The 26,114-nt window shown below is 64.1% G+C and carries 19 protein-coding genes; 9 read left to right on the forward strand and 10 right to left on the reverse strand.

From position 1 onward, the window contains the following. Positions 1-87 precede the first annotated feature (87 nt). The 3 genes from pdxS to LTI14_RS02060 all read left to right on the forward strand — a co-directional run bounded on the left by pdxS (position 88) and on the right by LTI14_RS02060 (position 2,736). Positions 88-999, forward strand: coding sequence for a pyridoxal 5'-phosphate synthase lyase subunit PdxS (pdxS, locus tag LTI14_RS02050; RefSeq protein WP_342357709.1), 912 nt, complete (start codon positions 88-90; stop codon positions 997-999). Next, the gene (gene pdxT, locus LTI14_RS02055; RefSeq protein ID WP_241463919.1) at positions 996-1,607 is read left to right on the forward strand and encodes a pyridoxal 5'-phosphate synthase glutaminase subunit PdxT; all 612 of its coding nucleotides are present in this window, start codon (positions 996-998) and stop codon (positions 1,605-1,607) included. The genes pdxS and pdxT overlap by 4 nt, the downstream gene beginning before the upstream one ends. A 73-nt stretch (positions 1,608-1,680) precedes the next feature. Further along, positions 1,681-2,736, forward strand: coding sequence for a variant leucine-rich repeat-containing protein (locus tag LTI14_RS02060; RefSeq protein ID WP_241475662.1), 1,056 nt, complete (start codon positions 1,681-1,683; stop codon positions 2,734-2,736). A gap of 8 nt (positions 2,737-2,744) precedes the next feature. On the opposite strand, the gene LTI14_RS02065 is transcribed toward LTI14_RS02060, so the two are convergent. Then, the gene (locus LTI14_RS02065) at positions 2,745-3,500 is read right to left on the reverse strand and encodes an SAM-dependent methyltransferase (protein ID WP_241463915.1); all 756 of its coding nucleotides are present in this window, start codon (positions 3,498-3,500) and stop codon (positions 2,745-2,747) included. A 356-nt stretch (positions 3,501-3,856) separates the two neighbouring features. Here LTI14_RS02065 and LTI14_RS02070 point away from each other — a divergent pair, with 356 nt between their 5' ends. Continuing rightward, positions 3,857-5,221, forward strand: a complete 1,365-nt coding sequence (locus LTI14_RS02070) for a variant leucine-rich repeat-containing protein (RefSeq protein ID WP_241475663.1) — start codon at positions 3,857-3,859, stop codon at positions 5,219-5,221. A 21-nt stretch (positions 5,222-5,242) separates the two neighbouring features. Here the strand turns inward: LTI14_RS02070 and LTI14_RS02075 are convergent, their stop codons facing one another. The 3 genes from LTI14_RS02075 to LTI14_RS02085 are packed head-to-tail and all read right to left on the reverse strand — an operon-like array spanning position 5,243 to position 9,561. After that, positions 5,243-5,668: a DUF1801 domain-containing protein gene (locus LTI14_RS02075; protein ID WP_241463900.1), complete on the reverse strand. Its 426-nt coding sequence runs from the start codon at positions 5,666-5,668 to the stop codon at positions 5,243-5,245. 31 nt (positions 5,669-5,699) lie between these two features. After that, complete coding sequence (locus LTI14_RS02080) at positions 5,700-6,692, reverse strand: arsenic resistance protein (protein ID WP_241475664.1); 993 nt, start codon at positions 6,690-6,692, stop codon at positions 5,700-5,702. Between the two features lie 55 nt (positions 6,693-6,747). Beyond that, a complete protein-coding gene (locus LTI14_RS02085; RefSeq protein WP_241475665.1) occupies positions 6,748-9,561 on the reverse strand; it encodes a cation-translocating P-type ATPase in 2,814 nt (937 codons plus the stop codon). Between the two features lie 413 nt (positions 9,562-9,974). Between LTI14_RS02085 and LTI14_RS02090 the strand changes: the two genes are divergently transcribed. Then, positions 9,975-11,345, forward strand: coding sequence for a hypothetical protein (locus tag LTI14_RS02090; protein ID WP_241475666.1), 1,371 nt, complete (start codon positions 9,975-9,977; stop codon positions 11,343-11,345). Between the two features lie 55 nt (positions 11,346-11,400). On the opposite strand, the gene LTI14_RS02095 is transcribed toward LTI14_RS02090, so the two are convergent. Then, on the reverse strand, positions 11,401-12,576 hold the full coding sequence (locus LTI14_RS02095) for a M14 family zinc carboxypeptidase (protein WP_241475667.1): 1,176 nt from the start codon (positions 12,574-12,576) through the stop codon (positions 11,401-11,403). A 450-nt stretch (positions 12,577-13,026) separates the two neighbouring features. Here LTI14_RS02095 and LTI14_RS02100 point away from each other — a divergent pair, with 450 nt between their 5' ends. Further along, positions 13,027-13,950: a 1-phosphofructokinase family hexose kinase gene (locus tag LTI14_RS02100; RefSeq protein ID WP_241475668.1), complete on the forward strand. Its 924-nt coding sequence runs from the start codon at positions 13,027-13,029 to the stop codon at positions 13,948-13,950. Positions 13,951-13,994: 44 nt separating this feature from the next. Here LTI14_RS02100 and LTI14_RS02105 read toward each other — a convergent pair whose 3' ends face one another. Together LTI14_RS02105 and LTI14_RS02110 are read right to left on the reverse strand one after the other, a co-directional pair. Next, positions 13,995-15,512, reverse strand: a complete 1,518-nt coding sequence (locus tag LTI14_RS02105) for an L-lactate permease (RefSeq protein ID WP_241463893.1) — start codon at positions 15,510-15,512, stop codon at positions 13,995-13,997. Between the two features lie 11 nt (positions 15,513-15,523). Then, positions 15,524-16,522, reverse strand: coding sequence for a 2-hydroxyacid dehydrogenase (locus LTI14_RS02110; protein WP_342357710.1), 999 nt, complete (start codon positions 16,520-16,522; stop codon positions 15,524-15,526). A gap of 576 nt (positions 16,523-17,098) precedes the next feature. Between LTI14_RS02110 and adhP the strand changes: the two genes are divergently transcribed. Further along, positions 17,099-18,127: an alcohol dehydrogenase AdhP gene (gene adhP, locus LTI14_RS02115; protein WP_241475824.1), complete on the forward strand. Its 1,029-nt coding sequence runs from the start codon at positions 17,099-17,101 to the stop codon at positions 18,125-18,127. A gap of 107 nt (positions 18,128-18,234) precedes the next feature. Beyond that, positions 18,235-18,576: a carboxymuconolactone decarboxylase family protein gene (locus LTI14_RS02120; RefSeq protein ID WP_241475670.1), complete on the forward strand. Its 342-nt coding sequence runs from the start codon at positions 18,235-18,237 to the stop codon at positions 18,574-18,576. A gap of 711 nt (positions 18,577-19,287) precedes the next feature. On the opposite strand, the gene LTI14_RS02125 is transcribed toward LTI14_RS02120, so the two are convergent. Continuing rightward, positions 19,288-20,508 carry a tyrosine-type recombinase/integrase gene (locus LTI14_RS02125; protein WP_241475671.1) on the reverse strand — a complete coding sequence of 407 codons (1,221 nt, stop codon included), beginning with the start codon at positions 20,506-20,508 and terminating at the stop codon, positions 19,288-19,290. A 180-nt stretch (positions 20,509-20,688) separates the two neighbouring features. On the opposite strand from LTI14_RS02125, the gene LTI14_RS02130 reads away from it, so the two are divergent. Continuing rightward, positions 20,689-20,952 (forward strand): hypothetical protein, encoded by a 264-nt coding sequence (locus tag LTI14_RS02130; RefSeq protein ID WP_241475672.1) that lies wholly within the window; start codon positions 20,689-20,691, stop codon positions 20,950-20,952. A gap of 410 nt (positions 20,953-21,362) precedes the next feature. On the opposite strand, the gene LTI14_RS02135 is transcribed toward LTI14_RS02130, so the two are convergent. Both LTI14_RS02135 and LTI14_RS02140 read right to left on the reverse strand, forming a co-directional pair. After that, positions 21,363-24,497, reverse strand: coding sequence for a hypothetical protein (locus tag LTI14_RS02135; protein WP_241475673.1), 3,135 nt, complete (start codon positions 24,495-24,497; stop codon positions 21,363-21,365). A gap of 618 nt (positions 24,498-25,115) precedes the next feature. Beyond that, positions 25,116-26,039, reverse strand: a complete 924-nt coding sequence (locus LTI14_RS02140; RefSeq protein WP_241475674.1) for a DUF5655 domain-containing protein — start codon at positions 26,037-26,039, stop codon at positions 25,116-25,118. Between the last annotated feature and the right edge of the window lie 75 nt (positions 26,040-26,114).

Raw genomic sequence — 26,114 nt, forward strand, 5'->3', positions numbered from 1 at the left:
TCCCGCTGAAGTGATGAAACAATGGGGAGTGAACGCGATGTTCACTCCCCATTGTCATCGCAGCAACCCAACCTTCAGGAGACCTCCGTGACCACTGAGTCCACTTCACACACTGCTGCCGCCACCGGCGCGACCGCGGTGAACACCGGACTGGCCCAGATGCTCAAGGGCGGCGTGATCATGGACGTGGTCACCCGCGAGCAGGCCCGCATCGCCGAAGACGCCGGTGCCGTCGCCGTCATGGCCCTCGAGCGTGTGCCCGCCGACATCCGCGCCACCGGCGGTGTCGCCCGGATGTCAGACCCCGACCTGATCACCGGCATCATCGACGAGGTCTCCATCCCCGTGATGGCCAAGGCCCGGATCGGTCACTTCGTCGAGGCGCAGATCCTCGAGCACCTCAAGGTCGACTACATCGACGAGTCCGAGGTGCTCTCGCCTGCCGACTTCACCCACCACATCGACAAGTCCAAGTTCAAGGTGCCCTTCGTCTGCGGCGCCACCAACCTCGGTGAGGCGCTGCGCCGGATCACCGAGGGCGCCTCGATGATCCGCTCCAAGGGCGAGGCCGGCACCGGCGACGTCTCCGAGGCGATGAAGCACATCCGCACCATCAACGGAGAGATCGCCCGGTTGACCTCCCTGGCCGAGGATGAGCTCTACCTGGCCGCGAAGGAGCTACAGGCGCCCTACGCGCTGGTCAAGCAGATCGCTCGCGAAGGACGCCTCCCCGTGGTCCTCTTCGTCGCCGGCGGCGTGGCCACTCCCGCCGATGCCGCGATGATGATGCAGATGGGCGCCGACGGCGTGTTCGTGGGCTCGGGCATCTTCAAGTCCGGCAACCCCGCCGAACGCGCAGCCGCCATCGTCAAGGCCACCACCTACTACGACGACGCGGGCGTGGTCGCCGAGGCCTCCAAGGGTCTGGGCGAAGCCATGGTCGGCATCAACGTCGCCGACCTCCCGGCACCTCACCGGCTGGCCGAGCGCGGCTGGTGAGCACACCCCGCATAGGGGTCCTGGCGCTGCAGGGAGCCGTGGCCGAGCATGCCCGCGCCCTGCGCGCCGCCGGGGCCGAGGTCTCCACCGTGCGCCGTCCCTCCGAGCTTCAGGGCTTGGACGGGCTGATCGTGCCCGGTGGTGAATCCACCACCATGGCCCGGCTTGCCGCCCCGGTGCGACTCATGGAGTCCATCCGGGAGCGGCACGCCGAGGGTATGGCGATGTTCGGGACCTGCGCCGGCATGATCCTGATGGCCGATCAGATCCTCGACGCCGAGGCGCTCAACGGTTTCGAGCGCATCGGCGGCCTGGACGTCGTGGTGCGGCGCAACGGCTACGGCAGCCAGCTGGAATCCTTCATCGGTCCGCTTCAGGTGCCCGGGCTCCCCGGAGATGACCCGACCCCGTTGGAGGCCGTGTTCATCCGGGCCCCGGTCATCGAGTCCCTGGGCGTCGACGTGGAGGTCATCGCCTCCTGGCAGGACCGTCCGGTGGCGGTTCGGCAGGGAAGGATCCTGGCCGCGAGCTTCCATCCGGAACTGACTCCGGATCACCGCCTGCACCAGTATTTCGTCGAGATCAGTGCGGAGCAGACCGTCAGCTGACCTGAAAAGTGGCCCCGGTTCAGGCATGATGTCCCAGAGATGCCGCACGCGGACCTTCGACTCTGGAGAACACATGAATGACGGACCACACCACGGGCAGAGCTCCACCGGGCCGGCCGCGCGGGCGGCCGATCCGAACACGCCCCAGGTCCAGCTGCAGATGCTCGCCGGTGACCATCCCGAGCTGCGTCCGCTGATCGCGGAGAACCCCAACACCTACCCCGAGCTGCTTCAGTGGCTGGGTGCGCTGGGCGACCCAGCGGTCGACGCCGCCCTGGTGCGACGCTCCGCCGGGGCGGATGAGTTCTCCGCCGTGCGCGAGGATCACCCCCAGAGCTACGACCAGAGCTACGACCAGAGCTACGACCAGAGCTACGACCAGGGTCATGCCCGGAGTCACGCCCAGGCGCAGCCGCGTCCTGGCTACTACCCCGCCGCCCCCACCGGCCCAGCGCCCTGGGAGGCGTCGGCCGCGCCGCTGTCGTACGCTGACCACGAGCCGGAGCCGCGACGTCGTGGCGGCGGCACCTGCGCGATCATCTTGCTGATCCTCCTGGTCGCTGCCGCCGCTGTGGTCGCCGCCTACTTCCTGATCTTCAACGGGGTCTTCAGCGGCGACGAGGACCCGGCCGACGAGACCTCGATCTCCGAGGAACAGACCGACCAGGGCCCGGACACGGGCGAAGAGGGGGCCCAGGACTCGGACGAGGGCACCCAGGACGACGACGCTGAAGCCGACGGCACCGAGGACGACGACGCTGCGGACGACGACGCCCAGGCCGCACGGCCAGCACCCGAAGGTGCCCAGGACATTCCCGCGTTCACCGCACCCTCGGGCAACATCAACTGCGCCATCGGCGAGGACGAGCTTGAATGCAACATCCTGGACTACAGCTTCGACACCCCCCAGGGCTGTGACGGACCCGCGCGGCTCTCCGTCGGGTCCGAGGACCCACAGCTGGACTGTGGCAGCACCGAGGGCGCCAACTCGGCGACCCTGCAGTATGGCCAGTCCGCCAGCAACGGCAGGTTCGCCTGCGTCTCCTCCGAAGCAGCTTTCGAGTGTTGGAACACCGAGACCGGCAATGGATTCACCCTGTCCCGCGAGGGCTACCAGCTGCAGAACTGACCCGTCGATCAGCCCCCGCGGCGCTTGATGAGGGCGAAGACTCCCCAACCGAGGTACTCACGTTGATAGCGGGTATATCGAACAGGCTCCCTGGTGAGTTCGTCCCGAACCTCAGCGGCCAGTTCGTCTGCGGGGTTCTCATCGAGCCAGCGGCGCAGGTTGAGCCACTGGGCAGCCTGATATCGGTCCCAACTGTCCTGATCCGCCAACACCATCTCTACGACGTCATAGCCGAGATCCCCGAACTGTCCGAGAAGATCGGGCAGCAGCAGGAAGTCCTCCGAGCCCGAGGCGCCGCACCCTGCGGCGGTGTCATGGTCCGGAACCTCGCGACGCCAGTAGGGCTCCCCGATGAGCACCATGCCTCCTGGACGGAGGCTGCGCTCGAGCAGCTCGATGGTTCCGGCCACGCCGCCTCCTATCCAGGTCGCACCCACGCACGCGGCTACGTCTACGGCTTCGGCAGAGACGTAGCCGGTGGCGTCATCGTGTTCAAAGACGACTGAGCCTTCGACGCCGAGTGCGACTGCGCGGGCGCGGGCACCAGCGGTGAAGGCCGTGCTGATGTCTACCCCGACCCCCGTGACCCCGTGGTCACGCGCCCAGGTGCACAGCATCTCCCCTGACCCGCTGGCGAGATCGAGGATCCGGGTCCCGGGCTCCAGACGAAGAGCCTCTCCGAGGGCTTCGAGCTTGCGCGGCGTGAACGGGTTGTGGATGCGGTGGCTGCTCTCGCGAATGGCGAAGATACGTGGAAGGTCCACGATGGATTCTCCTGACGTCTGATGGGACTATGCCGCGCGCAGAGGGCCGCCGGCCTGAATCGACAGCCGCTGCCCGGACCGGCATGGCTGCTGCAGGTATGAACGCTTGGAATCGCACCCGCGGGGTACATCTTCACCTGCGGGGACCGTCTCTGTCTGGGTGTGGGGGCCGATCGAGGTGCCTGGCACGGAAGATCGACGCCGTCGTCGGGGTCGAGTTCTGGGGCCGTACCCCACTGCACCAACAGTGACCGGACTCTGTCAGTCTCGACGGCGAAGGTAAACTTCGGTCGAACCGCATTGTTCACGCTGCACGGCTGGCCTGGTTCGCCGCCGTCGGGACCGAAAAGGAACGTATGGCTTCGAACGATCACGAGCTCGGTGGCATCGCCGCCGATCCCCGCACGGATTGGGAAACGCTGCACTGGATCGCAGAGAACCACCCGTCCCTGCGCGCGACCGTTGCGGAGAATCCCGCCACCTACCCGGAGCTGCTCGAAGCGTTGGCCTCGATCGGGGACCCCGAGATCGACGCGGCCCTGTCCCGTCGGGAGGACGCTCTGGCGACCTCCGCGGACAACACGAGCCCGCCCCCTCCCCCGGCACCTTCAGCACCATCGGCCCGCACCCCGTCCGATCCAGCGCCCACGGTGCGCGACCTGGATGACACGGGCGACCCGGACGGCGAAGACCCCCCAGGCGACGTCGAGGCCACGGGCGAGCTGGACGCCGTGCCCGCAGATGAACCCCAGAAGACCACCGGGGACGACTGGTTCGCGACCGGTTCCTTCGACGCCGGGGCAGCTGGCACCGGCTACTCCACGATCGCCTCGCCCGCTCGGTATGCGGCGGCACGGCCTGCTGCGCCACCCAGGAGGCGCGGGTCCAGGGCGCCGAAGTTCGTGCTGGCCGTGCTGCTGCCGGTTCTGGTGCTGGTGGCGCTGAGCGCCCTGGCGCTGTCTCTGCTGGACCGAGACTCCCCCGAGGACACCACGGCGGCCGAGACATCCGCGACGGAGCAGCCCTCGGATGAGGGCGAGGAAGACTCCGCGGAGGAGCCCGCGCCGAGCCCCACGTCGGAGCCTCCGACCCCGGAGGAGCTGCGCGCCGAAGTGGCGGCGCTGCCGGAAGAGTCCAGCTGTGAATCCCCCGCCGAGGACCGCGAGGTCCTCGCCGCGCTCGCGTCGGCGGCCTCCGAGGACGGCAGCTGGATCGAGTCGTCGGACGGGACCCTGGTGCAGGAGGCGCTGATCGGGCTGCAGGAGAGCTGCGGCAACACCCACGCAGCGGCGCTCTTCCTGGACCTGCGCGAGTCTGAGGAGACCGCCAACGCTCTGCGCGGCACGGCCCAGGACATGGGCTCCGCCTGGATCCAGGCGTCCTTCCCTGCACAGGGCCAACAGCTGAGCTCCTTCGTCTCCCCCGATGGCAATGTGCTCTGCGAACTCTCGGACACGCTGCGCTGCCGGGTGCTGCAGCACAGCTTCACCGCCCCCGAGGGCTGCACCGAGGGTGTCACCTACGCCATCCGCGTGGACCGCACCGCGGAACCGGACTGCGAGAACCCGGTCGCCCAACAGGGTCAGCCGGTGCTGGGCTACGGCCAGACCGCGTCGAACGAGTTCTTCGCCTGCACGTCCTTCCAGTCACAGATGTCGTGCTGGAACCAGCTCACCGGCGAGGGCATCAACCTCTCGGCGAGCCGGAACTGGACCTACTGAGCGGGTTCCGGCTGCGCCGGGTCAGACAACCTCGGGGTTGAGCGCCCGAGCGCGCGCGATGAGGCTGCGGAACTCTGCATGATCCAGATGCTCCAGCGTCGTGAAGGTCAGCGCAGCGGCGCCGACCTTCACCCGGCCGAGCCGATCGGCTCGCTCTTGGATCAGGTGATTGCCGTCCTCGGCCGCGTTGACGTAGACGGAGAGGTGCTTGGTCTGCTCCGCGAGCCCGATCAGGAACCAGTCCACAGCGGCGCCGCGCGGCTTGGGCTGACGCAGCCTGCCGTATCCGATGATCGTCTGCTCCGTGCCGCCCCACATGCGTCCGCGCCAGAGCACCCGGCTGATTCCCGGCAGCTCGGCGGTGATCCAGCCGTCCAACACGGTCATCTCTGCAGAGCGCCCTGCGGCCTTGAGGTAGTCCTCGACGCTGTCTGTGACCGGTTCCATGACCTGAGCCTACCGGGCGGTGCGGGACGCCTCACCCGATGCTTCGTGGTTCCCACGGCGCTGACGGTCGGACGTCGGGAAAGAGCACGCGGGGAACGAACCAGAGGCAGAAGATCATGCCGAAGAGTTCGACGAGGGACTGCATGACCACCACGATCGCGGCGGTCTCCCAGCCCGCGGGGAGGGCAAGCGCGAAGGGCAGCACGATGAAGGAGTTCCGGGTGCCCATCGAGAATGCAAGGGTGCGCCCCTGGGCGACGTTGAGCCGGGCGACACTCGCCAAGACCCTGGACAACACCAGACTGATGGCCAGGAACAGGCTCACCACCATCAGCACCACGGGCAGCAGGTGAGCATCGTGGACGACGGAGCCGACGTTCGCGACGGCGATGAGCAGCACCACCACCGCCAGCAGCGGCACCGGCCACCACCCGAGACGAACGACCACGGCTGCTCCCGCCGGACTGCCTCCAGCCCAGCCCTCAGTCAATGCGGCCAGCCCCAGTGGCAGCAGCACCACCAGGAAGGCGGGCCAGATCTCCGCGGGCGCAAGCACCACGCGTAGGTCAGCATCTGACATCAGCCACAGGTAGAGCGGCAGAAGCAGCAGCTGGAGCACCAGCAGCACCGGGGTCAACGCAGTGGCCCGGGTGGCGTCGCCTCGCCCGAGCTGACTGAAGGTGATGAACCAATCGGTGCATGGCACCAGCAGCACCAGCAGCAGTCCCAGCTGCAGCGCCTGGTTCTCGGGCACGAACTGGATCAGCACCCAGACCACCGCCGGCAGCAGCACGAAGTTTCCGAGAAGCGCGGCCGCCATGAATCGCCCCTCGGTGAAGGCCGCAGGCACCGCTGCCATCGGCACCTGGGTGAACGTCGCGTAGAGCAGCAGACCCAGCGTCGGCCAGATCAGCACATCGGCGGTGACGCCCAGCTGTGGGGCGAGCGTGCCGAGGCCGAGGCCGCACGTCACGGCGGCGAGGTAGAACCACACCTGGTGGCGTTCCAGGGTCTCTCGCCTCACGGGCACCTCCTGCAGATTCCTCGACCAATTCCTGTCACAGGTCCGTGACCGCGATCTACTCACCCCGCCCAAGCCGCGAGCGGCGTGAGCGCCTCGGCGGTGACGTGCGATTCGCACGGTACCGCCCCGTTGCTTTGACCACCTCGACCAACAGGAAGCTTGCGAGGGCGTAACCGAACGCGGTCACCCATTGAGCTGGGGAGAGTGGGACGGATCCGAACCATACCTGGAGGGGTGGCAGATAGGTATACGCAGTCTGCAGCACAGCAAGTACGGCGATGGAGATCCACACTGCGCGATTCCCCGTGAGGACACGGCGGGTGATACTCGAGCGACGCAGCAGGCGCACATTGAACAGAACGGCGATCTGAGAGACCACCAGCACCGCCACCGCGGCAGCGCGTGCGGCATCCAGGTCGGCGCCGGAAGCGAGTGCGGCGAAGAACGCTGTGGTCGTCACGGCGGCCACCACGATACCCGTTCCCGCCAACGCCAAGAGGCTGCCTGCGAGGATCGAGTCTTCGGGCGGTCGCGGTGGTCGCGTCATCGTTCCAGGTTCGACGGGCTCGTAGGCGAATGCGAGCGACAGAGTGACGGCGGTGACGAGGTTCACCCAGAGAATCTGGGTGGGCTGCAGCGGATCCGGATAGCCGACCGCGACTGCGGTGAAGACGACGAGCGCCTGTCCGAGGGTCGTCGCCAGGATGAACACCACCGACTTCTGCAGGTTGTCGTACACGCGCCGACCCTCACGCACGGCTCGCTCGATGGTAGCGAAATTGTCGTCGGCAAGGACGACGTCGGAAGCATCCTTCGCGGCCTCTGTGCCCTTCATGCCCATGGCGACGCCGACGTCGGCGCGGGTCAGCGCGGGAGCGTCGTTGACTCCGTCGCCCGTCATCGCGACCACCCCGCCGAGGGACTGCAGAGCCGCAATGATGCGCATCTTGTGTTCAGGACTGGTTCGCGCGAACACATCGACGTCGCCGACCCTGGCCCGCAGCTGTTCGTCGTCCATGTGGTCGATGTCCGCCCCGGTCAGCGTGGTCGCGGCGGTATCGGCGAGTCCCATCTCCGTGGCGATCGCGTGGGCGGTGAGTGCGTGGTCACCGGTGATCATCTTCACCCGGACGCCTGCGTCCTGGCACTCGCCGATCGCGGCTGTCGCTTCTGGCCGCGGCGGGTCGGCGATGGCGACGATTCCCAGCATCACCAGGCCTCGAAGCTCAGCATGTTCGACGGTCACCGCATCCGATGGCTGATCACGGCGCGCGGCTGCGAGGACCCTCATGCCTTGGGCGGTGTATGCATCGATCAGTGCATGCCACCGAGCGGGCTCTATCGGATCCTGCCCTCCGTCGGCCCGACGCTGAAACTCGCAGAAGGTGAGAAGACGGTCGGGTGCGCCCTTCACTGAGACGAACTGTTCTCCCGATTCGGACTGATCAAGGGTGGCCATGTACTTCACCTCGGCGTCGAACGGGAGCTCATCTCGGCGCCCGTATCCAGCCAGGTCGACGCCCGCTTTGCGGCCGAAACTCATCAGCGCACCTTCGGTGGGATCGCCCACGACTCGCCACTCGCCGGCAGCCGTGTGATCGAGGCGCGCGTCGTTGCACAGCGTCATGACGAGCGCCAGTTCAAGAAGGTCAGCACAGGACGAATCAACCACCGCACCCTCTCGCAGCACCGACCCATCAGGGTTGTATCCCTCGCCCGTGACCGTGTACTGGGAAACAGCTGTCGCGGCAGCGCGCACGGTCATCTCGTTCTTGGTCAGGGTTCCGGTCTTGTCCGAGCAGATGACGGTGACCGACCCGAGGGTCTCTACTGCGGCGAGTCGACGGATGATCGCTCGCTGTGCGGCCATCTGCTGCACGCCCAGTGCGAGGGTGATCGTCACGACGGCGGGCAGACCTTCCGGCACCGCAGCTACCGCGAAAGCGATGGCCGAGGGCACCAGCTCTTCGAACGAGTCACCGTGCAACACGCACCCGAGGGCCACCATGACGGACATCAGCACGAGCGCGGTGGCAGTGATCTGGCGCCCGAGCCGGTTGATCGAACGGATCAGTGGGGTGTCGGTGCGCTCCACGTCGCGCACCAGCTTCTGAATGCGCCCGAGTTCTGTGCGGGTTCCCGTGGCGGTGACGACCGCCTCGGCACGTCCCGCTACTACGACCGACCCGGCGTGGAGCATGTTGTGCCGGTCACCGAGGAGCGCTTCGTGTTCGACTGGCCTGGTGTGCTTCGCTGCGGGCACCGCCTCACCCGTCAGCGCCGCCTCATCGGCCCTGACGTCACGTGCTTCGACCAGCCTCGCGTCGACCGCGGCGCGGTCACCGGCATGGACGCGAATGATGTCCCCTGGTACAAGCGTGGTTGCTTGGATGTCGTGCCATCCGCCATCGCGTCTCACCGTCGCGCGCGGAGAGAGCATTCGGCGGATCCCACGCAGCGCCTTTTCGGCCTGTCCCTCCTGGATGAATCCGATCATGGCGTTGATCAGGGCGACCGCGAAGATCACGGACGCGTCGATGTAGTCGCGCGAAACGAGCTTGATCACCGCTGCCACGAGGAGGACGTAGATGATGGCGTTGTTGAACTGCGCCAGAAAGCGCAGTACCGGGTGGGTGCGCGAAGGCTCGGGGAGACTGTTCGGCCCGAAGTGCGTATGGCGCCGGTGCACCTCGTCCGACTCAAGTCCAGAGCGAGTGGTGGCGAGGCCCTCGAGCACGTGAGCGGCGGAATGGGCGTGAGGCTTGTTCGGTGAACCCGAAGCGGCGGCCGGGTGGTGGGTGAGGTCGGCCGGCGAACGTTGCCGTCGCTCACCTCGCGGGTGCGACTCCCCCAGATTCACAGCGGACATCGCGCCCTCCACTCGTTACCCTCGATCGTTGAGATCTGGGGGCACCCACTCGCATCGCGACGTCGATAGCCCTCGCCAGTGTCTCCCGAGCCGTCCCGGCGCTCCTCTCCTACCGTGCCGGGCGGGACACTCATCGAATAGGGCCGATGGTCCTGCCTGTGGGACTTCCGGCCCTGCTCGAGGCGCGCGCCCCACTGGATGGTGAAGGCGGCGGAGGGCGATGAACGTCCGCCGCCGAGCGATGTGGTGCTCTTCTCTGAGGGTCGCCGCCGCGCAGAGGACCAGCGCGCGTCGATCCCGGTGGTGGCGATGGCGGGCCGACGTACCTTGTTCGCGCCCATGTCCGGGAGCATGCTGGTGCGAATCCGAGGCGTTCTCCGAAGCCTCCCTCCAGATCGAGAGGCGCGGTGCACATGGGTGTCGCTGAAACCCGGGACCAGGAAATTGCAAGGCTGTCGGCGGAGGTCGCCCGGCTGCAGTCGAAGCTGCGGACCGAGCCGGTGGAGGCGCCACCGCCCGCCCCCACGCGCCGGACCGGACGTGGACGCGCGTTCCTCGCCGCGCTGCTGCTCGCGCTCGGGGTGTTCCTCGCCCCGCTCGCCGTCGTCGCAGCATGGACGAAGACCGAAGTCACCAACACCGACCAGTTCGTCGCCACCGTGTCGCCGATCCTCGAGGACCCGGCCTTCCAGGCCTTCCTGGTCGACGAGATCACCGCGGCCATCAATGAGGAGATCGACATCGAGACGATCACGTCCGACCTCTTCGACGGAATCGCGACCCTCGACCTCCCGCCCAGGGCCGCCGCCGCGCTCCAGCTCCTCGAGCAGCCCGCGGTGGAGGGCGCCCAGTCGCAGATCCGCTCCACGACCGAGCGACTCATCGCCTCGGACGAGTTCGAGCAGGTGTGGGACCAGTCGCTGCGGATCAGCCATGCCCGGCTGACCGCCGTCCTCAGCGGGGACGCCTCCGGCGCCGTCGTGATCAGCGACACGGGCGAAGTGGGCATCCAGATCGGACCCATCATCGCCTCCGTCAAGGAGCAGCTGACCGCGCAGGGGTTCGCGCTGGCCGACCGCATCCCTGACGTCGACCGGACGGTCGTCGTCGCCCAGTCCGATGAGCTCGTCCAGGCACGCACGGCCTACCAGGCGCTCGACGTGCTCGGCTTCGTGCTCCCCTGGGTGAGCATCGGCCTGCTCGCGGGCGGAGTCCTCGTCGCGAGGAGGAAGGCGAGGGCGTTGATCTGGGCCGGCGTCGGCCTGACGTTCGCGATGGCGTTCCTCGCGCTCGGCGTGGCCGTCGGACGCATCGCCACGGTCGCCTCGATCTCGCCGCAGCACCTGCCGTCGAGTGCCGCCGAGGCGGTCTACGACGCCCTGGTGCCCCTGCTCTGCTCGACGGTGCTCGCCGTCGGGGTGGCTGGCGTGACCACTGCCGTCGTCGCCTACCTCGCCGGGCCATTCCGTGGTGCCATCGCGGTCCGCCGCCTGACCGTCGACACGGCCAGGCGAACACGTGCTGCGGCGGAGAGCGCCGGGGCGACGACCGGCCGGTTCGGCGCGTTCCTCTACCGCGCCCGCCGGTACATCCGGATCGCGATCGCCGTCATCGGCGCGGCGATCGTGCTGCTCGTGAGGCCGCTGACGCCGGAGGTGACCCTGTGGACCGCGATCGGCGCGCTCATCGCCATCCTGCTGCTCGAACTGCTGCAACGGCCACCCTCCGTGGAGGTCGACGGCGAGGCCGTCACGGAGGCAGCACGGCGAAACCCCATCCCTTGAACACGGGGGATTCTCCCGCCAGCCGGCAGGGAGGATCCCCCGTGTCCAGCTCCGCCTACTGAGCCGGGATCGTGCCTGCGTAGTCCGTCAGGTATCCAGTCGTCGGCTGATGAGGGATCTCCTCCCACCGGTCCGGATCCGCCTGTTGCACCTCACCCGTGGCCATACCAAGCAGAAGCTCCTCCAGCGCCAGCACATTCTGCCGCACCGACTTGCCACGGGCCTTCTGACCCAGGCTGCCCTCCGAGGTGTTTCCGCTCGTCTCGAAGAAGACGACCGGGTGGCTGTGACCTTCCGGATTCAATCCTTGGTAATCCAGACCCAACATCATCGCTGAGACGACACCGCCTTTGATGTCGATCTCCAAGCCATCGCCCACCTGATAGCGGTCCATGTTGATGAAACCGTATTTGGACAGTTCGTCGTAGACATGCACGAGCATCTGGCGGGTCGCCACGTCGTAAGTGCCGTCTTCGAGCCCGGGCAAGGTGGGTCCGCCCGGGGCCAGGGAAATCCCTAGGGAGAAGGTCACGTCATCGCCTGTTTCCCATTGTTGCTTCAAGCCCTGGTGGTGGATGTCCACACCGAAAGCCGGGTTCACCATGGTCCAATATTCGTAGAACGCTAAGGACTCCTTCGCAACAAAACCAGCTTCGGTCCAGTCACGGTTGAGGTCTACTCGCCGTTCACTGCCGTTCTCATTGAGTTCGGGGGAACCGGTCAAGTCGTTCCAGAGGATCGTCTGACGGATGTTCGCCTCGGAACCGTCCGGGTTGTACATCGGGATGATGTGGAAGGTGTACTTCTCACGCAGCAGGTTGTAATCCGCCGAGCCGTTCGTGCCCAGGTCCTTGAGCAGAGTCAGCAGGGACTCGGTGCCGTAGGGCTCATTCCCGTGAATGCGTCCCTGGAGCCAGACCTCTTCCGGGCCCGTCCCCACGGTGGCGACATAGAGGTCACGGCCCTGTTCGGAGGTGTTCACTGAGGTGCCGGCCTCGGCCAGGGTGAAGACATCGACGTTGAAGCGGGAGGTCTTCTCGAGTTTCTGCAGCTCCTTCTGCACATCCGCGTAGGTCAAGATGCTGGAGATGTTGGTCTGCCCGTTGGGCGAGGGGAAGTTGGCGCTCGCCACTGCGGGTGCGACGCCGGCTGGTGCGGCGAGCATGAGTGACGCGGCGGTCACGACGGCCGCAAGGCGGCGACGACGACTGGTCGGCTTGGTGGACTGCATGTGTCTCCTAGAGGTGCTGCTGATGCCACCGCGCTATACGAGCTGGCGGCAGCCCCGACCGTCGGTGCCCGGGGCCAACCATGAGGGTATATGTGATTTACATCACTGCTGGGCAGCGACACAAACACGGGACGCCTGCGGCCTTTCACGCTTGACGCGACTCTCTGCTTGGCAGTCCGCCCGGGCATCCCCTGAGGGCTTCCGGCGCTCCCCTCCTGCCCTGTCCATCAGGACACTCATCCCAGCAGGGCCGATGGACTTGCCGAGGGGACTTCCGGCCCTACTCGAGGCGCACGCGCCACTGGATGGTGAAGGCAGCGGAGGGCGATGAACGTCCGCCGCCGATCGATGTTGGGCTTGTCTCCGGGCGGTGCCGCGCACCGAATCGTTGCCCGTCTTCTTGGGCTTGTGTGGTCGAGGAAAGGCAGAGAACCAATGCACTCACCGATCGTGACGCTGACGATGAATCCCGCCCTCGACGTGTCGAGCTCGGTGGATCGGGTGCGCGCCGAGCACAAGCTGCGCTGCGGACCGGCTCGCATTGATCCCGGTGGCGGCGGGGTGAATGTGTCCCGCGCGATACGCAACCTGAACGGCAGCTCCACGCCGATATACCCACTCGGCGGTCCCACTGGCGCGAAGTACCGGAGGTTCGCCGCGGATGAAGGGATCGACGGCACGGTGATCGCGATCGCGGGTGACACTCGGGAGAGCTTCACCGTCGACGAGACGTCGACGGGCGATCAGTACCGGTTCGTCCTGCCGGGGCCGGCCCTGAGCGAAGCGGAGTGGCACGACTGCCTCTCAACCGTCACCGCCCATCTCCCGCACGGTGGATACCTTGTTGCCAGTGGAAGTCTCCCACCCGGGGTGCCCGAAGACTTCTACGCCATACTTGCCCGCTCCGTGGCCGAACAGGGCGTTCACCTCGTGGTCGACGCGGCAGGGGTCCCGCTCCACGCGGCCCTGGCCGAAGGAGTGTTCCTGATCAAACCGAGTCGGCACGAGCTCGCCGAACTTGTCGGGGCTGACCACGAATTGAGTCCTGAAGAACAGCTCGACGCTGTTCGCGACCTCATCGACCACGGTCGCGCGGAAGTCATCGCGCTCACCATGGGATCGGCGGGCGCCCTGCTCGTCTCTGCGGCGGGGGCGCTGCGCCTGCCGACGCCGAAGGTGCAGGTGGCGAGCCCGGTCGGAGCCGGTGATGCCTTCCTCGGCGGTCTCGTGCTGCGCCTGGCCGAGGGCAGACCCCTCGCTGAGGCCTTCCGGACGGCCGTCGCGGCAGGAAGCGCGACCGCGATGTTGCCCGGAACCGAGCTCTGCCGCGCCGAAGACGTCACGCGGTTCGAAGCTGAACTGCCCACCGTGTGACTCGTCTTCGACCTCTTCCAGGTGCTGGGAGGTTCGACCTCAGGTCAGCGCGTGAAGGCAAAGGCCAGGAGACCTCCGAGCGCGACATAGAGAATGGCGATGGGAAACGTGGAGCGCAGCACCTTTCCCTCTTTCCCGGTGAGGCCCACGGTGGCGACGGCGGCCACGATATTGTGCGGGCAGACGATATTGCCTACCGCGGCTCCGAATCCCTGTGCCCCGAGGAGGGGCAGCGCCGGAAGGTCTGCAGCGTGGGCGGCAGTGGTCTGGAGTTCCGTGAAGAGCACGTTGGACGCGGTGGCGGAGCCGGTGACGAACGTCCCGAACGCTCCGACGGCTGGGGACAGCAGAGGCCACGCTATCCCGATGCCGGCCGCCGCGTAGGCCAGCTCGTTGGTCATCCCGGCATAGGACATGGTGCGGGCGATAGAGATCATCGCGACCAGCGCCGCCAGCACCGGGCCGAGCTGCCTGGTCGCAGTGATGAATGCCCCACGGACATCGCGTCGCGAGGCCCGCTGGAGGACCGCTCCGGAGACAAAGGCCACGGTCAGCAATGCCGCCGGGTGGAACAGCGGCTGGACGCTGCCGGTGAACCCGGTACCGGTCACCCACTCGATCGTGACGCCCTCAAGCTGGTCTCGGACCGGAGGAATCAGGCGAGTCGCGAGGACGAGAAGCACCAGGACCAGGTACGGGGCGGCTGCGCGCAGCAGCCCTCCTGGGTCACCGGCCTCCGCAGGTCCACCGCCGGAGATGGCGTTCTCCAGGCGCCGCCGTCGGACAAGGAGGGCGGCGAAGATGGCGACACCGGCGATGGCACCTCCTAGCGTGGGCAGCTCAGGACCGACAAAAGCGGCGATCAGGCCATAGGGCACAAGGAAGGAGACGGCGGCCAGGACACCCCAGGTCCATAACCTCCTGGTACCGGGCATAGCGCGGTCGATGGTCAGGACGACTGCGGCTGTCAGGATCCCGCCGAGGATGACGTGGTAAGGAGCCGTGGCCCTTGCCAGCTCCGTCCCTGAGAAATCCACCAGCGCACTCTGTGCCAGCACCGGCGTGCCGATGGCACCGAAGGAGACTCCGGCGGCGTGGCCCATGAGGGCCGCCGCCACGGCACGCACCGGCGGGAGACCTGCGGCGACCAGGAAGGGTGCGGCCAGCGCCACCGGCGTACCGAACCCAGCGGCGCCCTCAAGGAACAGCGCAAAGAACCAAGCCACCAGGAGCGCCCCCATCCGGGGGTCCGGGTGGAGGCGGGCCAAGCCGGCGTGCAACCGCTCGGCAGCGCCGGTGCGTTGCTGGAGGTAGTGGATCCCCAACGCGGGACCGATGATTCCCGCCACCGTCGCGGCGATGAATGAAGCCTCGGCCACCACGCCGGCCGTGCCCGAGACCACGCTGAACGGATCCGCCGGACCCCCGAAGCCGAAGGCCGCCACGGCCAGCACCAGGGTGAGCGCGGCCGTCACCAGCCCTGCCCTGGCTGCCGACCAGTTGGCGACAGTCATGAGCACCAGGACCAACAGGACCGGTACAGCTGCCAGGAATGCCAGCATCTCCTGCCCCGCTACTCTGCGAGGTCGTCAACGGTGATCTGGTTCAGGACTTCGCCGCGCGCCGCCGCCGTGAGATTCTCCATCGTGGTGGTCACGATGTGCGTCATCGCGTCACGGGTGAAGAACGCCTGATGGCCGGTGATCAGCACGTTGGGGAAGGTGAGCAGTCGCGAGAACTCGTCATCGTGCAGGACCTCGTCCGAAAGGTCTTCGAAGAACAGATCTTCCTCTTCTTCGTACACGTCCAGACCCAGGTAACCGATCTTCCCCTGTTTGAGGGCATCGATCACCGCGCTCGTGTCGATCAGCGCACCTCGGCTGGTATTGATGAGCATTACACCGTCACGCATGCTGGCAAGACGTTCAGCCTGAATGAAATGGTGGGTCTGCGGTGTCAGCGGCAGGTGCAGCGAGACGATGTCACTGTGTGCCAGCACTTCTTCCAGAGGCAGGTACTCCACTCCCATCCTCCGGCACTCCTCGCTGGGGTGGGGATCACTCACTACCACCCGGCAGCCGAAGCCGAGCATGATCCGCGCGAAACAGGTCCCGATCCGGCCAGCGCCCACGACTCCCACCGTCCTGCCGTGGAGATCGAATCCCATCAGACCGTTCAACGCGAAGTTGCCTTCCCGGACCCGGTTGTAGGCCCGGTGGATCTGGCGATTCAATGACATCACCAGGGCCACGCAGTGCTCCGCCACGGCGTGCGGGGAGTATCCCGGGACGCGGGAGACCGAGATTCCGAGCTTCGCTGCCGCCTTCACATCCACATTGTTGAAACCCGCAGACCGCAGCATCACGTTGCGGACACCTAGCCGGCTGAGACCATCGAGTACGGGCCCGCCCACGTCGTCGTTGACGAAGACACATACCGCCTGAGCGCCTGCAGCCAGCGGAAGGGTCTCAGGCGACAAACGGGTCTCCAGGAAGGAGAGCTCATGCCCATGGGCGACATTGGCGTCCGTCAGGAACTGCTCGTCATACGGCTTTGCACTGTAAACGGCCACCCGCATGCCCTGCCTCCGCCTGTTTTCGCCGATCCCATCCCCGGTCTCCCGAGCCCGAATCCACTATGTGGTCCGGAAACGACGGCAGATAGGGCCGTTGGTCCCACTAGCTGGACTGACCAGGGACGTTGGTCAAGTCAATGTGATCCGCTGATCTGAACCCTGGCGCAAGGAAAGCCTCCTGCGGTCCCGTCGACCTGGTGACCTCTGATCACAGCCGCTGCATCGTCAGGCGCGTGGAAGAACAGAGGTGGGAGCGCGATCAGGATGATCTCCCTCCACGGCCGAGCAGACGCGAGCGCCCCTGCGGATGCAACGTGGATGCAACTCGAATGTGACTAGAGTCACGCCAAGAGGCCGCGTGAACAACAGCCCGCTCCGTGGAGTCGGCATGGTCCAGACGCAGACCCGACTGGTACTTGGACGTTGGTCCGGGACCAGGCTGCAGCAGGCGGCCTCCGTCTCGACCCGGACCTCAAAGAGAAGACCCGCCACGATCAAGGAGCCATCATGAGCAATGTCACCGCTTCCTCCACTAGTACGGACTCGGACACCCAACAGGCCCACCAAGGCACGATGAGGGCCGCAGTCGTTGAGGCCTTCGGGCAGGACCTCGTCATCAAAGAGGTCGCCATTCCCGAGCCAGGGCCGGGCCAGGCCCTGGTCAAGCTCATCTCCTCCGGCGTCTGCCACACCGACCTGCATGCCGCCGAGGGCGACTGGCCGGTCAAGCCCAGTCCGCCGTTCATCCCCGGCCACGAAGGCGTGGGGACCGTGGAGAAGCTGGGGGAAGGCGTCACCGAGCTTTCCGTGGGCCAGCTGGTGGGCAATGCCTGGCTGTGGAGTGCCTGCGGAACCTGCGAATACTGCCGTACCGGATGGGAAACTCTGTGCGAGTCTCAGAACAACGGTGGCTATAGCGTGAACGGATCGTTCGGCGAATACATGATCGTGGACGCCAAGTACGCCCCCCTCATCCCTGATGGTTCCGACCCCTACGAGGTCGGACCGGTGCTCTGCGCCGGTGTGACCGTCTACAAGGGGCTGAAGCAGACGGAGGTCCGCCCGGGCCAGTGGGTGGTCATCTCTGGCATCGGCGGGCTGGGCCACATCGCTGTCCAATACGCAGTGGCCATGGGCATGCGGGTCGTGGCGGTTGACGTCGCCGACGACAAGCTGGCCCTGGCCAAGCAGCACGGTGCGGAAATCGTGGTCAACGCCATGATGACGGATCCGGCCATCGAGATACAGGAGAAGACCGGCGGGACCCACGGCGTCCTGGTCACCGCCGTGCACCCCAAGGCCTTCGGTCAGGCCATCGCCATGACCCGCCGCGGCGGCACCATCGTGTTCAACGGCCTGCCTCCGGGAGACTTTCCCGCCCCGATCTTCGACATCGTGCTGAAGGGGCTGACCATCCGCGGATCGATCGTTGGCACCCGCCAGGACATGGTGGAAGCCCTGGAATTCTACGCCCAGGGGAAGATCCGTCCCACCTACAGTCGCCGTCCACTCGAGGACATCAACGCGGTCCTCGACGAGATGCAGCACGCCAAGATCGAGGGGCGTGTGGTGGTGGACTACAGCGCTGCCCCGCAGCGCTGACCGAGTCGCGCACGAAGCGCGGAACGGAAGACGCCACACACGTCGCCAGTCGAAGATCCCGTGGATGAACACTGCATACAAAAATAGAAACGTGGAAGAGCAATAATATGATGCATTACGACTCGTCTGACGTAAAACACATGCAGACTATAAAGGAGGGATCCCCGAAAGGATTCGAGGCTTTCGCGGCGTTTGATGGCGCCGTATTCTCCGAAAACGATCATGTGTTGTCCAAAAAACTCCGCGAACTCATTGCGATCGCAGTAGCGACCACAACGCAGTGCCCACATTGCGTCGAGATTCACTCCAGAGGTGCGTATAGGGCTGGTGCGTCCGAAGAGGAAGTGTCCGAAGCCGTGATGGTCTCCGCAGCACTTCGGGCAGGTGGCGCTGTGAGGCATGGTTGGATGGCAATGAAGTTCTTCCAGGATGAGGCGAACAGTGAGTGACGCGCGTTCCTGGTCGACTCTCGTTCGTCCAGGCCCCACCCACTGGTGAGGCTCGAGGGCGGGCCGAACGTCGTCGAAGCGCGAAGAACCGCCGTCGTGAGAGTCACCGGAGCCCAGCCTCGGCTGAACTCCGGTGACCGAGTGCCCTCCGGGGTCTGCGGCCCTACGAGCAGCAGCTAAGGGTCCGATCCGCTCACGGACCGGGAGCACCCCATGGCGGCCCTCCGCGGGACCTTGGCTTCTGCGGTCTTGACCGGCACAGATGTCCAGCGATATCCGATGGGGTTGCTCGACCGCCGAGGAGAGCTTGGTCCGCGGAATCTGGCACCTTGACGAACCTGGCGCACTGCCCCAGGTCGACGGCGTCCCGCTTTTTCTCAGCGGGGGCTCCGCGGTACGGCAGGCAGGCTCATCCAACGACTCGGCCAGAACGAAGGAATCTCAAAGTCAGAGCGGAGTTGAGACTCCCCCAGGGCAAGCAAAAGGCCCCGGACCTGGTGTTCCCCAGGTCCGGGGCCTTATCTCGTTGCGGGGGCAAGATTTGAACTTGCGACCTCCGGGTTTTCAAGACTGGAACGTGGCAATCCCGGAAAAACCTGCATAATCCCATGTCAGCGCGGCAATGATGTAGCGGTCGAAGTAACAGGGGGTCACCAAAGATCACCTAGAATCACACTCTCTGAGCAAGGTTCTGAACAAGGTTTCGGTAGCTTACCCACCGACCTCAACCAGCTGTGAGATGTCATCGAGGTCAGTGTAATGCTGCCGATTGATCTTGGCGTCGTGCCCGAACAGCGCAGCCCTCCGGCCCTCAGAGACCTGACTCTCTAGAAGAGAATTCAACGTCGTCCGCCAGATATGCGTTCGCTCCTTCTCGAATGCATCGATGCCGAGCACCTCACCCATCTCCTTATACAGCTTGGCTGTCTCCTTGTTGCAGTTGCCTCCCTCCCACATCTTGGTCCGGTCCGCCGGTGCACCGATGAGATCGCCATCTGTTGGAGCAGCACTCCGCCGGTGACGCAGTCGCTCAGCCACTGCGCCGCCGGCATCCAACAGGAGAGGGACCCTCCGTGCTACAGAGTTCTTGGCAATGTCGCCGGTGATGTTGACGACCAGATGCTTCCCCTCTTCCAATAGATGGCGGTCTACAGTCAGCGCGTTGGCTTCCGAAACGCGCACACCGGTCGTGGCCTGCAGAAGAGTCAGGTCGATCGCAGACTCACGCTTGGCCACTCGGTGTTCCAATGACCAACGGCCTTGCTGCTTCGCCTTTAGCCCGTCAGAAGGCTCCAGCTCAAGCAGATAGTCGATGACCTGGCGCCGCTGCAGCACGGTCAGGGCCCTGCCTCCCCTGCTGCGTTCCGGCTTGGCCCCGAAGTCCAGAGACACACCTCGGATGGGATCGCCGGGTATCAGCTCATCGCGGAGGAGCTCCTGCATCAGATATCTGCTGAGCACGCTCCGTGACTGATGTGCACTCTCGTGTCCATGTAGCTGCGCAACCTCCTTAAGGCAGCGCTCCAGGGCTCGAAACTTGGTACCGGAAGCGATGCTGTGACCCTTGAGGCTGTCATGGTGTCGGTGTCGCTCGCACTCACCGGTGAGCATCGCTACGCCCCGTCGGTACTGACGCTTCGAGTTCTCCGAGAGACGAGCATTCTCGATGGCAGGGATGGTGACCTCTGCGATGTAGTCAGTCAGCATGGCCGAGGTCTTCCAGCTGCTACCCGAGGTCGCGAGAAGCTCGGCGATCGCCGCCCTGGCCCGACGTCTGACCTCACCCTTGGTGGGACCCTGGGATGGACGCCTGACTTTTCGGCCATCGTGCAGCCTGACGGTCCACCACATCTGCCACGAGCCGTTCTCCAGCTGTGACATCTTATTGTCAGCGAGATCTGAGTGGTCACCAGGTTCCAGTTTCTTGGGCATGTCCTGAGTATAGTTTTTATCAGTTGTTCAATCCATCTAAACACTTGTGATCACGGTTGGTATCTTGAAGTCATACGAGAAAACCTCTCGGAACCCTGGCCGGCCCGATAGTCAATCGGTAAATGGGCATTTAAAGCCCCGGAGGTCCGGAAGAATACTCATACTGAGTGAGGTTTTTCCGTGTCCTCGTATACTCGTACCGCCAAACCTGTCGCCGCTCGGCCCACCTGCAACTGCGCCACGTCCACGCCACTGAGGGATCGTGCTGCCCTCGACACCAAGCTGGCCGCAATCTACATCGGAAAGGCTGAAGGCACCCTGAAGAACAACCGCTCGCTCGGCATCACCGATCCGCCGTTCGTCCAGGATGGTCGCAGCATCACCTATCGCGTCTCAGACCTCGATGATTACCTGGAGCGCCACCTCGTTGGTGGAGAGCGCTGATAGACCTGCGCCGCACACCCGCACCGCCTCTGACTGCGCCCTGTACGGAAGAAGATGTCTCTTCCTCGTGCGCCGTCACATGCACCGAGGCTTGTCGGTCCTCCGCCGAGAGGAATCGCGTCCCGGCCGCTTGACTCCGACCTATGGGAGTGTCTCCAGATGTGGGTATAGCAACCGATCGCACGCCCAGAGAAGCGCGCAGTCAAGAATAGGCTTACGTCCGTTCGCTTCTCTGTTTGTGATGACGGACGAGTCCACGCCCCCCTCGAGGTACTTGTGCGTAAGCCAACGGCCCACACAGACGATAGCTAACCCGCGTCTCTCGGATCGTCGTCGTTGTCCAAAAGTGCCTAGACGATGAGGCTCTCGCGAATAACATATACTGTAAACGCTCGAATCTCCGGGAAGCGTTAAGAGTTGTCCTCCCGTCCTCCTCGAAGCTCCAGCAATCGATCGAGTCGCCGAGACAGTAGCTCGGCCGCTGCACTCTCGACGCAATCGGCTCCGTACTGGGCGTCCTGCACCAGGTCATAGTGGAGGCTCCTGAGTGCTTCGGGATCCTCATCGGTTGCTGCCTCGCCAATCTGCTCCCATATTCGCAAGCGCTCCAGGACATCCCTGGACAGTAGACCTTCATCTGCCCGAAGTATGTGTGTGACTTTGAGTATGAAGTTCCCGCGCAGCTTGACCCAGTCCTGAGCCCACCGCCTCGGACCAAGCCGCCGTAGCTGGTGTTGTTCACCCAACCAATTCGCCCTTGAGTTCGGTGAATCGTCCGGTTCAGGGACGACCGACGCCTTAGCCAGAGCTTCGACCAAATCTTCCGCCAGCGCCTGGGTGGCTCTCAGACCTCCATCAAGATTGGACAGACCGAAACGATGCTCGAAAACAAGACGATCCGCGACAGTCGCACCCGGTTGCCGGAGCCAGTGGTCCAACCCGCGCTGATGAGCCTCTATGGCTTCCTGCTTCTTGCCGGACTGTGTCAAAGCTTTCGCGAAGATCCAATCCGACCCCGCGGCAAGTGCGGGGCGCATGTCGCGCCACATGGAAACCACTCTCTCAGCTTTTGAAGACTGCCCCACCCTCAGCATTCTCTGAGCGAGATATCTACAGGAATAGTCGAGCTTCTCTGCCTCCACCCACTGACTCTGTGCGTCCAGCTCGCTGTAGAGAGCTGAAAGACGATCAGCCGCCTCAGCCATCGAATCTTTTTCGATCAGGTTCCGAACGTCAGCCCACACTGCAGCCACTTGAGATTGCACAGCTGCCTCGCGCGCCTCCACCGCCGAGTCCGACTCCGAAAGGTAGTCCGCCGGCACACCCCGGTCATGTCTATCCAGAAAAGCCGCGAAATCCTCCGTCAGTACCCGAAGGTAGCTCGTGTTGCGACTCGGCTTTGAGCGGGCATCGTTGACGAGATATGACCAGACGCGGATCGCGTCCTCCACGCGACCGACGCTCTCATAAAGTTCGACCTGGTGCTGTGCGATCTCCGTTGGCTCTAATTGGACGTTGCCCTCGACGTGAGGAAGCTTCTCAAATGCCCTCTCCAATACACTGATGGCCTCGACTTCGTGGCCGAGTTGCTTGTTGAGCAGTCCGATTTCAAAAAGCCAGTCGACGTGGCTTGGATCGGTCGACCTCAATCCGGCCTCCCCCCGCCTGAATAGGGCGTCGGCCACTTCAAGTGCGGCTTTTAGACCGGTTGTCTCGTCAGCTTTTGAGCTCTTGACCCAGTCCAGGTACTCCGACTCCACTACGCCGGTGGATCTGCCACCGAGGTGGTCCGGAACCTGACCGAGTGCAGCCTGCATAATGCGGGCTGCTTTCCCGTAGGCATTGATCGAGGCCTGCTCTTCGGCCACGAGGTAGGCAGAACTGACCAGTGCTCTTGCACTCTCCTCCTCTGAGATATGCGCGTCTCCCGCAAGGGACAGATACCAATGGCCCACGATTCGCGCTTCCTCAGTCCGTGGCAGCAGGAAGCGATCATCGGACTGATCTGCGAGCCATGAGCCGAGGTAGAAGACAACCTCCTCTCTCATCTCATCCAGCAGGCCAAGGTCGTTCTCAAGATGCCTCGCTGCGACTTCGGCCATCAATGCCTCACGGAACGTATCGGCTAAGCCGGATGACACCAGCCAAGTCTGAGAGTCAGAGTCCACAGCAAGGCCTCGTATCGTCTCGGCCAGCGATGACCCAAACCCCTGCTCGTTGAGGAGATCGTTCCCTCGTTTCTCGATCGCGGCAGCGATGTGGTGACGAATAAAGGGCCACGTACGTTCTTGGTGATTATTCGGGATGGAGCCGGCCATTGCGGACAGCGCATTGCGAACCTGATCGTCCAGCTCCCCTAAGCGTTCGTAGTAGATCTCACTCAGCTTGACGGGAACCTTCACCACGTAACTTGCGGGAAGATCACCATGGTGCTTCGTCAATGCGCCCCTCGTAGCCTTACTCGTCAGTACGAGTTCCAGAGCCAGGGGGTTGTGTATTTTCTCCGAGAGATTGGCCGCACTCTCGGGGGAGATGTCAGGGGCCCATTTACGGACGATCTCGATGCGGTCAGCTTGCGTTGGCGCTTCAAGATAGATCACCTCGGCGGCGACCTCCTTGACGGCCCGGTCTCGCCAGTCGCGGTATGGCTCGGTGATTGCCATTGAGTGTCCCGCAGACTCAGCATCTGGCCAGGCAGTGCCGATTACCAGCACAGGAGCTGCGTCCTTGCCGGTGATTTGATCGAGGAAGGCCGTGAAGGACTCGCCCATGAGATGGATGTCCTCAACGACCACAATCCCGGGGACGTCAGTGGATGCTAAGCCGAGGATAGAATCAGCGAGTAGTGCGGCTCTCCCGGATCGGGTGTTCGCCACTTCCTCGTCCTGGGCCACGTTGCGGGCAAGTGCGTCGTGGTCCCTTCGGGCTTGCCTGGCGGAGTCATACCCGCCCTTCAGCCACTTCAACGCGAGTTTCAAACCCGGGACGGGGATCAGCCCGTCGGCCGTCTCACTGGCAAGTCCCAACAGTCTGTCGACCAGCTGGTCCTGGCCCATGTCGCGTAGATCCTTGACCGCTTTGAGGGGTGCCCCTTTGAACCGGTCAAGTACGCCGGCTTTCTGAAGTCTGGCCAGAGCCACAGGTGTCGTGTGTGCCTTGACGACATCTTCGACCTGCGCGTCCATACTCATCGCGACGCCAGTGGACAGCTTTGCCCCGTTGAACTCCCACCAACCAAATGTAGGTAATGCCCCAGACTCCCAGACAAAGCCTTCTACGGACGGACCGATTTGTTTTCGAACAGACAGTGGGCTGTACGTGTCGTCAGGTTCTACAGGCAAGGGCGGCCAGTAAGCATCCGATTGCTCCGCTCGAATCTTGGAGTAAAGCTCACGAATCACACGTGACTTACCCACCCCGGAAACTCCTTCCAGGATCACAACACTCGGGTCGTCCCGCTGCTCACCCTCGCGCAACTTAGAATATCGAGCGTGAAGGTCTTCGAGGGCCTTCTTATGCTGCTTCCCGACCAAAGGTGTAGGCACGCTGAGCTCCATCCAGTCCGCGAACAGTAGTAACTAATTTCGCATGCTATCGGATGTTGTAAGAGCAAACTAGATAACCCTCGACAGTTAGCCGAAGTTCTCACCATGCGCACGAGCATTCGCTGCCGCCACAAGGCAAACGAGCTTTCATTATCGATCGAAAAACCTTACAGAAAGGCGCAAGCAATCTTGATAACTGACCTATCAATGAGATCCGCGAATGAGCGCTGAAGAACCGCCACCTGGTCTCCGCCCGTGGGTGACTCCACCGTGACATCGTCGGGGCCTATGGCAACGCCAAGAAGCGTCGACACGGGCATCCGGCGCCGCCTCATCTTGCTGGTGCATAGCGACATCCGCTTAACCCAGCCTCGGGCACATCAGAATGTCAGCCATCGGTGCGGCAAACCCGAAGGGTCCGATCTATTTGTCATCCCAGGTAGCCATAGCCGGACCTGACTAAAGCCCCTGTCCGGGCACCCAACGGAAGAGCGCCACGGTGAGAGTGTGAGACCTCCGGAATTGACGACGGGATCTCCTGACCGAACCGGCGCTCTTCTCGCTACGTTCGCTGTCCTCGACAGACCGTCGGCAACAATTCCATCGGGTCGGGAGTTGTCAGCTGGTCTCATAGGAACGCAAGGTCAGCGCTTCTACCGTCTCCCACGGCGTCGCCAGAGTAACGCGCAGCTCCAGGTCACCTGTGCCGAAGTGCCCGATGCTTCTAACGTCGCGAGTGAATCCTTCCGTGAGTTCCACGCTTTGAGGATCGACTTTAAGGTAGATCAACAAGTTGCCACTACTGGGGTGGACCTCCACACACGCGAAGTTCTTGATCCGCCGGAAGGCGAAGTAGTTGTGCCGAATGTTTTTCACGACATCTTCTCCCAGGCTCAACGCATATGCCTCGTACTTTTCGTAGAGCGATTGGATGTCCGGGGACGCCCTGCTCAGTAGGTCAGATACGCTGCTTCCCCGTCCCGCGACGGTCTTGGTAACCGTGGGGATGGCCTTGTGCGCTGTGGCCGTCTGCTCGGTTGATGTGGTCGTCACCAATTCGATGCTGATCAGATCGGAGTTGAAGTCTCGGTAGCGAACCAGTTCCACGTTGCGGTCAATCTGCCGGACTGCGTACTCGTCGTAGCGGGTGAAGTCGTTGGCCACGCAGATCAACCGGGGCGCTTCCCAGTCCACCTGGGCCGACGCATCAGCCCCGAGTCTCTGAGCGACGATCTTCTCGAAGTCTCCGCGGTGATCGACCAGCCAGTCCAAATAGAACAGTCCCTGGTTGATGACGTTCTCGTTGGTGCTGCGCTTGTACTCGAAAATGACGGGAGAGTTGTTCTCGTCCAAACCCAGTGAGTCGATTCGGCCCCTGTGAATTTTCCCTGTTGAGTGCTCACTGGCCAGGAAGCGAACCCCAAACATTGCCTCCATGTTGTTCTCGATTAGTTGCTGAAGGTGCTTTTCGAGCACAGCTGCTCGTGAGGGCAACTCCGAGACAGTGCCGTCGGAGATTTTAAAGAGCTTCAGGTCCGCCATGGAGCAAGTTTGTCAGATGTGAAAATTCACCGCACAAACGTCGCTACAGCACTGGCTCAAAGACATCGGGACTGC

Source organism: Nesterenkonia sp. YGD6 (assembly GCF_022565895.1).
Classification (GTDB): domain Bacteria; phylum Actinomycetota; class Actinomycetes; order Actinomycetales; family Micrococcaceae; genus Nesterenkonia.